The 12,919-nt window shown below is 72.2% G+C and carries 10 protein-coding genes and 2 pseudogenes; 7 read left to right on the top strand and 5 right to left on the bottom strand.

Features of this window, described 5'->3' with window-relative positions; all coding sequences use genetic code 11:
• Positions 1–5: 5 nt before the first annotated feature.
• The 3 genes from ACTYVM_RS12465 to ACTYVM_RS12455 are packed head-to-tail and all read left to right on the top strand — an operon-like array spanning position 6 to position 2,415.
• Positions 6–785 carry an ABC transporter ATP-binding protein gene (locus ACTYVM_RS12465; protein ID WP_445525993.1) on the top strand — a complete coding sequence of 260 codons (780 nt, stop codon included), beginning with the start codon at positions 6–8 and terminating at the stop codon, positions 783–785.
• Positions 772–1,662 carry an ABC transporter permease gene (locus ACTYVM_RS12460; protein ID WP_445525992.1) on the top strand — a complete coding sequence of 297 codons (891 nt, stop codon included), beginning with the start codon at positions 772–774 and terminating at the stop codon, positions 1,660–1,662. The genes ACTYVM_RS12465 and ACTYVM_RS12460 overlap by 14 nt, the downstream gene beginning before the upstream one ends.
• Positions 1,663–1,668: 6 nt before the next feature.
• The gene (locus tag ACTYVM_RS12455) at positions 1,669–2,415 is read left to right on the top strand and encodes a sirohydrochlorin chelatase (protein ID WP_445525991.1); all 747 of its coding nucleotides are present in this window, start codon (positions 1,669–1,671) and stop codon (positions 2,413–2,415) included.
• Between the two features lie 204 nt (positions 2,416–2,619).
• Here the strand turns inward: ACTYVM_RS12455 and ACTYVM_RS12450 are convergent, their stop codons facing one another.
• Together ACTYVM_RS12450 and ACTYVM_RS12445 are read right to left on the bottom strand one after the other, a co-directional pair.
• Positions 2,620–3,249, bottom strand: a complete 630-nt coding sequence (locus tag ACTYVM_RS12450; protein WP_445525990.1) for a mycothiol-dependent nitroreductase Rv2466c family protein — start codon at positions 3,247–3,249, stop codon at positions 2,620–2,622.
• A 43-nt stretch (positions 3,250–3,292) separates the two neighbouring features.
• Positions 3,293–4,357, bottom strand: coding sequence for a ketopantoate reductase family protein (locus ACTYVM_RS12445; protein ID WP_445525989.1), 1,065 nt, complete (start codon positions 4,355–4,357; stop codon positions 3,293–3,295).
• Positions 4,358–4,424: 67 nt separating this feature from the next.
• Here ACTYVM_RS12445 and ACTYVM_RS12440 point away from each other — a divergent pair, with 67 nt between their 5' ends.
• On the top strand, positions 4,425–5,252 hold the full coding sequence (locus ACTYVM_RS12440) for an aldo/keto reductase (RefSeq protein ID WP_445526066.1): 828 nt from the start codon (positions 4,425–4,427) through the stop codon (positions 5,250–5,252).
• Between the two features lie 75 nt (positions 5,253–5,327).
• Here the strand turns inward: ACTYVM_RS12440 and ACTYVM_RS12435 are convergent, their stop codons facing one another.
• Complete coding sequence (locus ACTYVM_RS12435; RefSeq protein ID WP_400027155.1) at positions 5,328–5,876, bottom strand: DUF1697 domain-containing protein; 549 nt, start codon at positions 5,874–5,876, stop codon at positions 5,328–5,330.
• Positions 5,877–6,298: 422 nt separating this feature from the next.
• On the opposite strand from ACTYVM_RS12435, the gene ACTYVM_RS12430 reads away from it, so the two are divergent.
• The gene (locus ACTYVM_RS12430) at positions 6,299–8,560 is read left to right on the top strand and encodes an MMPL family transporter (RefSeq protein ID WP_445525988.1); all 2,262 of its coding nucleotides are present in this window, start codon (positions 6,299–6,301) and stop codon (positions 8,558–8,560) included.
• 21 nt (positions 8,561–8,581) lie between these two features.
• On the opposite strand, the pseudogene mgt reads toward ACTYVM_RS12430, so the two are convergent.
• Positions 8,582–9,821: pseudogene (gene mgt, locus ACTYVM_RS12425) on the bottom strand (macrolide-inactivating glycosyltransferase).
• 144 nt (positions 9,822–9,965) lie between these two features.
• Here mgt and ACTYVM_RS12420 point away from each other — a divergent pair.
• Positions 9,966–10,829, top strand: a complete 864-nt coding sequence (locus tag ACTYVM_RS12420; RefSeq protein ID WP_445525987.1) for a phosphotransferase — start codon at positions 9,966–9,968, stop codon at positions 10,827–10,829.
• Between the two features lie 110 nt (positions 10,830–10,939).
• On the opposite strand, the pseudogene ACTYVM_RS12415 reads toward ACTYVM_RS12420, so the two are convergent.
• A pseudogene (locus ACTYVM_RS12415) lies at positions 10,940–11,362 on the bottom strand (3'-5' exonuclease family protein); the annotation flags it as partial.
• 65 nt (positions 11,363–11,427) lie between these two features.
• Here ACTYVM_RS12415 and ACTYVM_RS12410 point away from each other — a divergent pair.
• Positions 11,428–12,906, top strand: a complete 1,479-nt coding sequence (locus ACTYVM_RS12410) for a tyrosine-type recombinase/integrase (RefSeq protein WP_445525986.1) — start codon at positions 11,428–11,430, stop codon at positions 12,904–12,906.
• Positions 12,907–12,919 lie beyond the last annotated feature (13 nt).

Genomic DNA, 12,919 nt, shown 5'->3' with positions numbered 1-12,919 from the left:
CGACCATGGCCACGACCCTTGCCAGGGCCGCCGAGACCGTAACGCACGCGGCCCGCCTCGAGAACGTCTCGAAGTCCTTCGCGGGACCGGGCGGGCAGCAGCTCGTCCTGGACGGCATCAGTCTCGATGTCGCTCCGGGCGAGTTCGTCACCCTCCTGGGGGCCTCGGGCTGCGGCAAGTCCACCCTGCTGAACCTGGTGGCGGGGCTGGACCAGCCGACCGCCGGGTCCATCACGACGGACGGCCGCCCCGCCCTGATGTTCCAGGAACACGCCCTCTTCCCCTGGCTGACCGCGGGCAGGAACATCGAACTCGCCCTGAAGCTGCGAGGGGTGGCGAAGCCGGAGCGGCGCGGCCGGGCAGAGGAGCTGCTCGGGCTCGTCCGGCTGAAGGGCGCCTACGGCAAGCGCGTCCACGAACTGTCCGGCGGGATGCGCCAGCGCGTGGCGCTGGCCCGCGCGCTGGCCCAGGAGAGCAACCTGCTGCTGATGGACGAGCCGTTCGCGGCGCTCGACGCCATCACCCGGGACGTCCTGCACGACGAGCTGACCCGGATCTGGCAGCAGACCGGGGTGTCGGTGCTGTTCGTCACGCACAACGTGCGCGAGGCGGTGCGGCTGGCCCAGCGGGTGGTGCTGCTGTCCTCCCGTCCGGGCCGGGTGGCCCGCGAGTGGACGGTGGACATCCCGCAGCCGCGCCGCATCGAGGACGCGCCCGTGGCGGAACTGTCCCTGGAGATCACCGAAGTCCTGCGTGGGGAGATCCGCCGACATGGCCAGCACTGACACGAAGACCGCGCACGGCGCCGAACTGGCCGACGTGGAGGCCGGTCTGGACGCCCTGGAGACCACGGCGGCCGGCCGGGCCCCCCTGCGCCGGACCCTCGTCGACAAGGTCCTGCCACCGGTCGTGGCGATCGCGGTGGTCCTGGTGCTCTGGCAGGCGCTGATCTCCCTGAAGGTGGTCGACGACCCGAGCAGGCTGCCCTCGCCCGCCGACGTGGGCGGCGAGTTCAAGGACGCCTGGTTGCAGGGCAAGCTGCTCGGCTTCATCTGGACGTCCGTCTCGCGCGGTCTGCTGGGCTTCCTGCTGGCGCTGGCGATCGGCACGCCGCTGGGCCTGCTGGTGGCCCGGGTCAGGTTCGTGCGCGCGGCCATCGGCCCGATCCTGTCCGGCCTCCAGTCGCTGCCGTCGGTGGCCTGGGTGCCGCCCGCGGTGATCTGGCTGGGCCTGGACAACTCGATGATGTACGCGGTGATCCTGCTCGGCGCGGTCCCCTCCATCGCCAACGGCCTGGTGTCCGGCATCGACCAGGTGCCGCCGCTGTTCCTGCGGGCGGGCCGCACGATGGGCGCGACGGGGCTCCGGGGCGCCCGGCACATCGTGCTGCCGGCCGCGCTGCCGGGCTATCTGGCCGGTCTGAAGCAGGGCTGGGCGTTCTCCTGGCGCTCGCTGATGGCGGCGGAGATCATCGCCTCCTCGCCGGACCTGGGCATCGGCCTGGGCGCGCTGCTCGAGAACGGCCGCAACGCCAGCTCCATGGCCATGGTGTTCGAGGCCATCATCCTGATCCTGTTCGTCGGCATCGCCATCGACCTGCTGATCTTCAGTCCGCTGGAGCGGCGGGTACTGCGCGGCCGCGGTCTTCTCGTGAAGAGCTGAACGCCCATGATCCACCAGCCCGTTCTCCTCGTCGTCGCCCACGGCAGCCGCGATCCGCGGCATGCCGCGACCGTGCACGCCCTGGTCCGCCGGGTCCGGGCACTGCGCCCCGGGCTCCGGGTGGAGACCGGCTTCCTGGACTTCAACGTCCCGTCCGTACCGGGCGTCCTCGACGCCCTGGCGGCCGACGGGGTGCGGGACGTCGTGGCCCTGCCACTGCTGCTGACCCGCGCCTTCCACGCCAAGACGGACATCCCCTCGGTGCTGCGCCGGGCGCCGTCGCGGCTGCGGATCCGGCAGGCGGAGGTCCTCGGCCCCTCACCGCTGCTGACGGACGCTCTGGAACGCCGTCTGCACGAGGCGGGTCTCGATCCCGCCGACAGGTCCTCGACCGGGGTCGTGCTGGCCTCGGCGGGGTCCTCCGACCCGGAGGCGATCGCAGTGATCGCAGACATCGCGCGGGAGTGGCGGCACACCGGCTGGTGCGCCGTGCGGCCTGCGTTCGCCTCCGCTTCACCACCGCGCACCGAGGACGCGGTGCGGGAACTGCGGGAGCTGGGCTGCGCCAAGGTCGCGGTCGCACCGTACGTGCTGGCACCGGGTTTCCTGCCGGACCGCATCGCACGGGGCGCGGCCGAGGCCGGGGCCGACGTGCTGGCCGGGGTGCTCGGCCCGGCTCCGGAGGTGGCGCGGGTCCTGCTGGAGCGCTACGACGCCGCCCGGCTGCCGCTGTCGGCTGCTCTGGGAGCCTGACGGGCGAGTACGGGCCGCGGCCCGGCACTCCCCCGTGGTGCCGGTCCGCGAACCGTCCGACCAGCGCCCGCCGTTGATCGGTGAGCGGTGGTGACGTTCAGTACAGCGTGCGGCGGTGCGCAAGTGTCACTGCCGCACGGCGGGCGGGGCCCGAATGTGGATCATCCCGCCCATGCCGTGTGCCGAGGCCCGGTTCGGCGCGACTCAGTCGAAGCGGAGTGATCCGGTGCGGGTCCGCTTGAGTTCGAAGAAGTCCGGCCGAGTCGCCAAAACCCGGAAGGCGTCGAACAGTTCGGCCGCCTCGGCCCCGCGCGGAACGGCCCGCAACACCGGCCCGAACCAGACCGTTCCGTCGACGTGAAGGGTGGGCGTCCCCACGTACGCGCCGGTGTCCGCCTCGGCGCCTGCCTCGTGACTGCGCCGTACCGCCTCGTCGTAGGAGGGATCGTGCGCGGCCGCCGCGAGGTCCTGGTCGAGTCCGAGCTCGGCCAGGGACCCGGCGACCACCTCGTCGAAGTCCTCCACCCGGCGTTCGTGGATGCGGACGCCGAACGCGGTGTACAGGTCCCGCAGCACCTTCTCGCCGTGCCGCTCGGCGGCGGCCACCGCGACCCGCACCGGGCCGATCGACCTGTCGACCAGTTCCCGGTACCAGTCGGGCAGTTCGTTGCCGGTGTTGTGCAGGTACAGGCTCATGACCTGGAACCTGAGGTCGAGCGGACGCTCACGTTCCACCTCAAGGAGCCAGCGGGAGGTGATCCAGGCGAAGGGGCAGGCGGGGTCGAAGAAGAGGTCGACGCGGGTCGGCGAGTCAGTCGGCGAGTCAGGGGTCATGCCGTTGACGCTAACGGCCGATTGGCACAGGATCGCGGTCCAATCAGGAGGTCTTTTCCTGAGCCACTTGGTCTGTCCGGCCCGCCCGTTCCGCCCGGTCCGCGGTGGCCACCGTGTCCGCCAGCCGCACCAGTTCCGCCACCGGCAGCGAGCCGGCCGGCCGGCGCTCCCGTGCGAAGGTGTTGGCCAGGCGCTGGAGCAGTTCGTTCAGCGGTGCCGGTATGCCGTGCAGCCGGCCCAGGAGCACGATCTCCCCGTTGAGGTGGTCGGCCTCGATGGAGCCGGTGCCGCGGGCGAGGGACTGCCAGGAAGAGCCGCCGCCGCGCGGGGCGCCGGGCAGCGGCACCAGGGTGATCTTGTCGCCGCGGGCCTCCCGCTGCTCCTCGGCGCTCACCCACGGGATGCCGGCGGCAGCGAGCACCGCCTCCCCTTCGGCGCGCACCCTCGCGTACAGCGCCCGCGCCGCCTCGTTGTCCAGCGGGCCGCTGACGGCCTCGATGGCGTTGGCGAGGTTGCCGAGCAGCTTGGCGTACTGCCAGCGGGTCACCTCCGGCACGACCGGTGCCTCGAAGTGCGCCGCCTCCAGATCGGCGGAGATCCGCCGCAGGGTGCCGTCGGTGCCGTGCGGGTAGCGGCCCAGGTGCAGCATGCCGGTGAGCGGGGTGCCGGCGGCCGAGACGGCGCCGGGTTCGACGTGGGTCGCGGGCAGCCAGACGCAGACGCCGTACACGTGCCGGAAGCGGCGCAGGGCGAGCCGCTGCCCCTCCACCCCGTTCTGCGCGCACAGCAGCGGCAGCGTCCCCTCGGCCGTGCCGCCGCCCGCGACCGGCGCCGGCCCCCAGGCCGCCAGCGCCGCCTCGGTGTCCTGCGTCTTGACGGCCAGCACGAGCACGTCGTCGGCGCGCAGTTCGCCGAGCGCCTCGGGCCCGTCCACGGCGGGCAGCCGGTACGTCAGCTCGCCCTCCGGCACCCTCAGCCGCAGCCCGCCCTCCCGCAGTGCCGCGAGGTGCGCCCCCCGCGCGACCAGCACGACCTCACGCCCGCTCTGCGCCAGCCGTCCCCCGATGGCACCGCCGACCGCCCCTGCCCCGATGATGATGTATCGCATGGGACGAGCCTTCCACAGTGAACCAAGCGCCCCAACGGACGACCGAGGAGACCGAGTGGCACCGGAGATGTTCATGCTCGGCGGCGACCTGCCCGTACGCCGCCTCGGCTACGGCACCGCGCAGCTGACCGGCCCCGGCTACTGGGGCCCGCGCGGCGACGCGCGAGACGCGGTGGCCGTGCTGCGGCGGGCGGTCGAGCGCGGGGTGACCCTGATCGACACCGCCGACAACTACGGCCCGTCCGTCGCCGAGGAACGCGTGGCCGAGGCCCTGCACCCCTACCCCGAGGACCTGGTGATCGCCACCAAGGGCGGGGTGATCCGCACCAGCGACAGCGCCTGGCACATCGACGGGCGGCCGAAAGCGCTGCGCGCGATGTGCGAGGCGAGCCTGCGCAGGCTGCGGCTGGAGAGGATCGACCTGTACCAGCTGCACCGGCTGGACCCCGCGGTGCCGATGGCCGAACAGCTCGGTGTGCTCGACGAGTTGCGGAAGGAGGGCAAGATCCGTCACATCGGCCTGGACACCGTGTCCGCCGAACAGCTCGCCACCGCACTGGAGTCGACGCCCGTCGCCTCGGTCCAGAACCGCTACAACCTCCTCGACCGCGCGTCGGAGCCGCTGTTGGAGCTGTGCGAGGGGCGCGGCATCGCGTTCCTGCCGTGGTTCCCGCTGGGCAACGGCACGTTGACCGGGAACCCGGAGTGCGCCGGGATCGCCGCCGCGCACGGCGCCACACCGGGGCAGGTGGCCCTGGCCTGGCTGCTGCACCGCTCCCCCGTGCTCTGCCCGACGCCGGGCACGGGCACGCTCGCCCACCTGGAGGAGAACCTGGACGCGGCCGGGGTGTCCCTCGGCGCCGCCGAGCTGTCCCGGCTGGGCGCTCTCGGGTGAGCGCGTCCGCCCGGGTCGTGACCGTGCGGGTCGCGTCTGTGCGGCTCACGTCCGCCCGGGGCGCGTCCGTGCGGGTCAGGCGTCCGGGGCGGTCAGCTCGACGAGTTTGAGCACCGTGTTCCAGTTCCGGCTGGTGGCGATCAGGTCCTTGTTCAGCCGCTTTCTGGACAGGTGCTCGGCGAGCTTGGAACGGCCGAGCCCGTCCGGCGCGTACAGGTACAGGGCCCGGTCGCCGAGGCGGAACTCCTCGGGCAGGTAGGTGTCCCGGTCGATCTCCGCGTAGCGCTCCGCCGCGACGGGCGCGGAGAAGTAGGTCACGTGCAGCTGCCGGCCCTCCAGCTCGGCGGCCGGGAACGGGCAGGCCTCGGCGACCGCCCGCAGATAGGCGTGGTCGCGCACGATCACGTCCACCGGGAAGCCGAACCGCTTCTCCAGCGCCGCCGTGAGCTCGGCGGCCAGCGACTCCTCGTCGCCGTGACCGGCGGCGAACACGGCCTGGCCGCTCTGCAGATGCGTGCGCACCCCGGTGTGGCCGAGTTCGGCCACCAGGGTGCGCAGCTCGGCCATCGGGACCTTCTTGCCGCCCACGTTGATTCCGCGCAGCAGCGCGGCGTACGTCGTCATCCGCCCACGATAGAACCCACCCCTGACAGAGCGGCGGTCGTGCCCCGTGGGGGCGGGCACGACGGCCGCCTGCCGAGGGGCGGGGCCGGACGAAACGATGACGGATCGCGGCGCCCGGAGCAACCGCTGCACGCAGCTGTGATTTGTTCAACAAGGTTGCGTAACCGCAAAGCCGAGCGCTTCCGGCGGAACGGACACCCTGATGCGCGCCCCCGAGAAGCCCGGATACGTGTAAGGGGTCACCTACTCCGCTGTGCGGAGGAAGCGGGGTCCGGCAGGAGGAGCCCCGGCGGCACCACTTCACCGGTCAGCACGACGAGCGGGGCACCGCCCGGCCCCTACCGTCGTTGCGGAAGGCGACGGCAGGGGGCCGTCGCCGCGCACGAGGTCCGCAGGGCCTCTCAAGAAGGGGCAAGCCCGTCATGGTGAACGGAGAGACACGGGTGCGGGGCCTCGCCGCGCGGGCCGGCGGCTGGAGCGCCCGGCATCGATGGGCCGCCGTCGGGATCTGGGTGCTGTTCGTCGTCCTGGCGATGGGGCTCGGTTCGGTGGCCGGCCGGCTGGACGTCAAGGAGAGCGACCAGCTCAAGGGTGAGACACACACCGCCGCGAAGATCATCGAGGACGCGGGGATCAAGGAACCGGCGAGCGAGACCGTCCTGATCCAGGCGAAGGACGGCTCCGGCAGGGCCACGGACGCCGGCTTCCGGGCGGCCGTCGGCGACGTGATCGCGGCCGTCGAGAAGACCGGCCTGGTCACGGACGTGACCTCGCCGTACGACACGAAGACCATCTCCGGGGACGGCCGCAGCGCGCTGGTGCAGTTCGCGCTGCGGGGCGAGGCGGACACCGCGGGCGAGCGGGTGGAGCCCGTGCTGAAGGCCGTGGCGAACGTCCAGAAGGACCACGGCACGCTGCGGATCGAGGAGATCGGCGGCGCCAGCATGCAGAAGCAGTACTCCGACGCCTTCGGGGACGACTTCCAGCAGGCCGAGTTCTCCGCCGTGCCGGTGGCCCTCGGCATCCTGCTGATCGCCTTCGGCGCGCTGGTGGCCGCGCTGCTGCCGGTGGCGCTGGCGATCACCGCGATCATGGCGACGATGGGCCTGATGGGCATCGTCAGCCACCTCCAGCCGATGAGCGACACCGCCAACTCCGTGATGCTGCTGGTCGGCATGGCCGTCGGCGTCGACTACTGCCTGTTCTACCTGCGCCGCGAGCGCGAGGAGCGGATGGCCGGACGCGACGCGGGGACCGCGCTGCGCATCGCCGCCGCGACCAGCGGGCGCGCGATCATCGTCTCCGGCGTCACGGTGTGCGTGGCGATGGCGGGCATGCTGTTCACCGGGGTCGCCGAGTTCGAGGCGATGGGCCTGGCCTCGCTGATGGTGGTGGCCGTCGCCATGGTCGGCTCGGTGACCGTGCTGCCGGCGCTGCTCTCGATGCTGGGCGAGCGGGTCGAGAAGGGCCGCGTGCCGTTCCTGCGGCGCACCCGGGGCGGCAACGGGGAGAGCAGGTTCTGGACGGCCGTGCTGCGGCGGGTGCTGGCGCGGCCCGTGGTGTCGGCCGTGGTGGCCGTGGGTGCGCTGCTCGCCGTCGCGGCTCCGGCGCTGGGCATGAAGACCTCGCAGCTCACGCTGGACCAGGAGTTCGGCGACTCGCTGCCCATCGTGCAGACGTACAACCGGCTCAACGAGGCCTTCCCCGGCGGTTCCGAGCCGGCCCTGGTGGTCGTGAAGGCCGACGACATCAACGCCCCGGCCGTACGGCAGGCGCTGACCGCGTTCAAGGAGCGGGCCGTCGCCTCGGGCGCCTCGCGCGGCCCGGTCGACGTGCGGCTGCACGAGGACCGGAACGTCGCCCTCGTCTCCGTCCCGCTGGTCGGCGGCTCGGACCTCGACAAGGCGGGCCGGAGCCTGGAGAAGCTGCGTGACGAGGTGCGGCCCGCCACGCTGGGCAAGGTCGACGGCGTCCAGGCGCCGATCACCGGCCAGGTCGCCGGCTCGCACGACTTCAACGCCCAGCTCGTCGGCTCCGTCGTGCCGGTCTTCGTCTTCGTCGTGGTCTTCGCCTTCCTGCTGATGCTGCTGTCGTTCCGCTCGCTGACCGTCGCGATCACCTCGATCGTGCTGAACCTGCTGTCCGTGGGCGCCGCCTACGGCATCCTCGTCGCGGTCTTCCAGCACGGCTGGGGCGCGTCCCTGGTCGGCGCCCACGGTGTCGGCGCGATCGTCACCTGGCTGCCGCTGTTCCTGTTCGTGATCCTGTTCGGCCTGTCGATGGACTACCACGTCTTCGTGGTCTCCCGGATCCGCGAGGCGCGGCTGCGCGGCCGGAGCACCAAGGACGCCATCCAGCACGGCGTGGTCACCACGGCGGGTGTCGTCACCAGCGCCGCGGTGATCATGGTCGCCGTGTTCGCGATCTTCGGAACGCTGTCCATGCAGTCGATGAAGCAGATGGGCGTGGGCCTGGCGGCCGCGGTGCTCATCGACGCCACGGTCATCCGCGGTGTGCTGCTGCCCTCGGTGATGTCCCTGCTGGGCGAACGCAACTGGTACCTGCCCAGGTGGCTGCACCGCCTGCCGGACCTCACCCACGACGAGTCCCCGGAGGCGGTCGCGGCCCCGCCGGCCCCGCCGGTCCCGCCCGCTCCGAGCAAGGGCGAGCCGCTGGGGGTGTGAGCCCTCGGCGGGCGGCGCGCCTCACCTCCGCCCGGTGGGCAGTTCGGCCTCGATGAGGTCGGCCGCCCGCCGGGTGCCGCCTTCCCGGGCCATGGCGGCCTGGACGTCCTTCAGCCGCCGCGCCGCCTCGGGGTCGTCGACGAGGGCGAGGGCGGCGGCCCGCAGGGTCTCGGCGGTCGCCTCCTCCGTGGCGAGGCGGCGGGCCACGCCGAGGCCCTGGAGCATGTCCGCGTTGCCGAACTGGTCGACGGCCTGCGGTACGGCGATCATCGGCGTCGCGGTCGCCAGGCCCTCCTGGCTGCCCCCGGCCCCGGCGTGCGTGACGAACAGGTCGGCCTTGCGCAGAATCGCCAACTGCGGCACCCAGGACCGCACTTCGACGTTCGCGGGGATGTCGCCGAGTTCGTCCGGACGCACGTGCTTGCCGACCTGGAGCACCGTGTGCCAGCCCGGCAGCCCGCCGAAGGCCTCGACGCACTCCCGGTAGAAGGCCGGCTGCTTGGTGAAGGACGAGCCGAGCGAGACGAGGACCACCTTCTCGGCCCCGGCGGGCCGCTCCCAGTCGCCCTGCGCCGAGCGGTCGCCCTGGCAGGCGCCCACGAAGCTGTGGACCTTCTCGTCGACCCGGTCGGCGTGCGGTTGCAGCACGCGCGGGATCAGGACGATCGAGCGGGCGGGGCGGCCGACGAACGGGTCCGGGTGCCGGGTGATCCCGTTCTGCGCGAGCCACGCCTCGAAGCGGGCGTAGTAGGCCCGGCCCCGCTCCGTCTTCAGGGGCTCGGCCCACAGCGGTTCGGCGACCTCCTCCTCGTAGCCCTCCCAGGCCACGAGGTTCGGGGAGAGGTAGATCGCCGGCACGCCCCAGCGGTGGGCGAGGACACGGGCCGGGTAGGAGGTGATGTCGTGCAGCACGAGGTCCGGTTCGTCGTCCCGGTAGGCCTCGATCAGCTGGGGCAGGGCCTGGATCGCGTCGTCCAGGAACGGCTCGACGTTGTCGAGCAGCGTGTTCCCCCAGTCGGAGGGATCGTCGTCGGGCGAGGGCAGGGTGGAGCGCCAGGGCTTCACCTCCGCACCGGTCTCGGCGACCTTGTCCGCGAAGACGGGCGGGATGGCGTACGTCACCCGGTGTCCGCGTGCGACGAGCTCCCGGATCACTTCGAGGCTGGGGTTCACGTGTCCGTGGGCGGCGATGGAGAACATGGCGATGTGGGTGCGTGTGGGCATGTCCCAGAGCCTAGGCGAGACGAGACGTCTCGTGCAACGTGGTTTCCGCGCCGCCGGGCGCACCGCCCCCGCCGGGGACCGGACACCGGTCCCGACCTGTGCGGATGCGACACTGACCCGGCGAAAAGAGCGGGGCTCCGGCGCGGCTGCCCGGGCCCGGACGAGGACACGGAGGCGGACGATGGACGAGGCGCGGGCTCGGGAGGTACTGGACGAGACGGGGGTGCTGTCCGGTCGGGCGCGCGACGCGCGGCTGCTCGCCCTGGGCGAGAACGCGGTGTTCGCCGCCGGGGATCTCGTGGTCAAGGTGGGCCGGGACGCCGAGCTGTGGGACCGGGCGCGGCGCGAGCTGCGGATCGCGCTGTGGCTGGCCGAGGCCGGTGTCCCGGCGGTGCGGGCCGCCGCCGCGGAGGCGATCCTCGTCGAGGGACATCCGGTGACCGTGTGGCGACGGATGCCCGATCCGGTAAGGCCCGCCGAGCCGGCGGACCTGGCCGCACTGCTCCGCCTGGTCCACGCCCTGCCCGCCCCCGACTTCGAGCTGCCGCCGCGCGAGCTGCTCGGCGGCGTGGAACGCTGGCTGCGGCTCGCGGGCGACGCGATCGACCCGGCCGACGCTGCGTATCTGCGGGAGCGACGCGACGGGTTCGCCGCGGCCGCCGCCGCGCTCACCCCGCAGCTGCCGCCGGGCCCGATCCACGGCGACGCGCTGCCGCGCAATGTGCACGTCGGCCCGGACGGGCCGGTCCTGGTCGACCTGGAGACCTTCTCCTTCGATCTGCGCGAGCACGACCTGGTGGTCCTGGCCCTGTCCCGGGACCGCTACGGCCTGCCCACCGAGGCGTACGACTCCTTCACGGCGACGTACGGCTGGGACGTACGGGAGTGGGAGGGCTGCGCGGTGCTGCGCGGCGCCCGCGAGACGGCCAGTTGCGCCTGGGTCGCCCAGCACGCCCCCAGCAACCCCAAGGCGCTGGCCGAGTTCGAACGCCGGGTGGCGTCCCTGCGGGACGGAGACACCACCGTGCGCTGGTATCCGTTCTGAGCGTTGCGTCAGCGGCCACCAGGGGACGACCGGGAGCCGGCCCGCAGGCACGGCGAGCGTGGCCGGACCGGCGAGTCGGCCGCCCGGACCGCGTCACCGGCGGCCGGGGCTCAGACGGTCTCGCCCGCCGGTTGGCGCAGCGGCCACGCGCCGTCGACCACCGCGTCCGGGTCGCCCTTGCGGCGCAGGAAGTCCTGGAAGTCCGCAGCCCAGGCGGCGTGCCACTCGATCTGGCGGCGGTGCAGCTCCGCCGGGCCGAGGGCCGCGACCTTGGAGTGGCGGCCGGCTATCGCGGCGGCCAGCCGGGCCGCCGCGAGGGCGTCGGCCGAGGCGTCGTGGGCGGCGTCCAGGACGACGCCGTACTCCGCGCAGACCGCCTCCAGGGTGCGCTTGCCCCTGCGGTAGCGGTCGGCCCAGCGGTCGATGGTGTACGGGTCGACGACCGGGCCCGGTTGCGCCCCGCCCAGGCGGTCGCTCAGGGACGGCAGTCCGTACCGGTGCAGTTCGGCGGAGAGCAGGGTCAGGTCGAAGGCCTTATCCACGCACGACCGTGTCTCACGATCCCCCTCGTCGTTGATCGGCCAGGGGGTGCGATCAGATGGAGATCTTCTTCACCGACCCGGATGCGTTGGAAGCGGCCGGGGTCACCGATGCGCAGAGGGCACTGGAACGGCATGGGTTGCATACCGGTGCGCCCTTCATCCTCAGCGATGACGGCAGCTACGACATACATCTGAACCGCTTCCTGTGGTCCTTGCCGACCCTCGGGGTGAGGTCGACGAACTCCTGGCGGGCGTACGCTCTCGATCTGCTGACGTGGGGGCGGTTCCTCCACGAGCATCGTGGCAAGACCGTCTGGCAAGCCGACCGTGGCGACGTGACGGCCTTCCACCGGGCCCGACGCATCTCGCCCGACCCCACGCAGGTCATCTCGGCCTCCACCTGGAACCGGTCCGTCGCGGCCTTGGACAAGTTCTACACATGGGCGGATGACGAGGGCCTGGTCGCGCGGACGCCATTCAAGTACTACGAGAGCTCACGACGAGCGGAATCCGGCCGGCAGGTGCCCGTCCGTGGCAACCGCGCGGTGGAGAAAGCCGCCAAGCGCGGGTCCGTCAAGTTCCTCTCCGTGCCTCGATATGCAGCTCTCCGCGACGTCGGGCTGCGCGGTCAACTGCCGTCAGGAACCGCCGATCCATCCTTCCGTGGCCGTAACGCGGAACGCAACGCCGTCATGGCGGAGCTGCTGGTCACCACCGGCTTGCGCATCGAGGAGGCCGCGTCGCTCTGCTGGCCCGAACTGCCTGCCCCGGACCGCCAGGACGGAAAGAAGAGCGTGCCGTTCGACCTGGCGCCGCCGACCGCGAAACGGGACAACGGACGCAGGATCCTGCTGCCGAACCGGATCGTCGCGGCCCTGGCCGATTACGTGGAGATCGAGCGGTCCTTGGTGCTGGACCGCTGGAACGCCCGAGGCCGTCCACTGCCTGCCGATGCGGTGCTGGGGAGCCAACCCGATCGCCGGGGCGTACGGATGCAGACGAAAGACGGTCGGCTGCGAAGAGTTGCCTGGTCACGTGTGCCGCCATCTATCCGGTCCCGGCTATTCCTCATGGACGAGCAGGACCGTCCTCTCGGCCCCGCATGCGTATGGCTCGGGCAGGAAGCACGACCCGTGTCTCTGTCCGCCTGGGAGTCCGTATTCGTGCGCGCCTCGGAGAGGTGCCAGACGTTCGGGGTCGATGTCACCACCACGCCTCATGTACTCAGGCACACCTTCGCGGTTCATCTGCTGTCGGCGCTGATCCACGAGCAGATCGGCTCGGTGGACAGGCATGAAATGGCCGACGGCGTGTACCGCCGGATCATCGGAGACCCCCTCGATCACTTGCGCCGGCTGCTGGGGCACTCGTCGATCACGACGACGTACATCTACCTCGACTGCACCGACCAGGCACAGTCCTTGATCGACGGTGCGGTGGACGCTTGGACGTCCGAGGTCGCGGCCACGGCGACGCAGGTCTCACAGGAGGATCAACAGTCCGTAGCACGGGTACGGGGAGAATGGTCATGGTAGGGCGGGGACGGCG

This window comes from Streptomyces cyslabdanicus (assembly GCF_052663305.1).
The sequence above is the reverse complement of the archived record's forward strand: the minus strand, read 5'-3'. Positions and strand labels throughout refer to the sequence as shown.

Coding starts and splice junctions, on each gene's coding strand:
- ACTYVM_RS12460 (WP_445525992.1), top strand. CDS start 772: ATGGCCAGCACTGACACGAAGACCGCGCACGGCGCCGAACTGGCCGAC.
- ACTYVM_RS12430 (WP_445525988.1), top strand. CDS start 6,299: ATGGTGAACGGAGAGACACGGGTGCGGGGCCTCGCCGCGCGGGCCGGC.
- ACTYVM_RS12435 (WP_400027155.1), bottom strand. CDS start 5,876: ATGACGACGTACGCCGCGCTGCTGCGCGGAATCAACGTGGGCGGCAAG.
- ACTYVM_RS12455 (WP_445525991.1), top strand. CDS start 1,669: ATGATCCACCAGCCCGTTCTCCTCGTCGTCGCCCACGGCAGCCGCGAT.
- ACTYVM_RS12465 (WP_445525993.1), top strand. CDS start 6: ATGGCCACGACCCTTGCCAGGGCCGCCGAGACCGTAACGCACGCGGCC.
- ACTYVM_RS12445 (WP_445525989.1), bottom strand. CDS start 4,357: ATGCGATACATCATCATCGGGGCAGGGGCGGTCGGCGGTGCCATCGGG.
- ACTYVM_RS12450 (WP_445525990.1), bottom strand. CDS start 3,249: ATGACCCCTGACTCGCCGACTGACTCGCCGACCCGCGTCGACCTCTTC.
- ACTYVM_RS12420 (WP_445525987.1), top strand. CDS start 9,966: ATGGACGAGGCGCGGGCTCGGGAGGTACTGGACGAGACGGGGGTGCTG.
- ACTYVM_RS12440 (WP_445526066.1), top strand. CDS start 4,425: ATGTTCATGCTCGGCGGCGACCTGCCCGTACGCCGCCTCGGCTACGGC.
- ACTYVM_RS12410 (WP_445525986.1), top strand. CDS start 11,428: ATGGAGATCTTCTTCACCGACCCGGATGCGTTGGAAGCGGCCGGGGTC.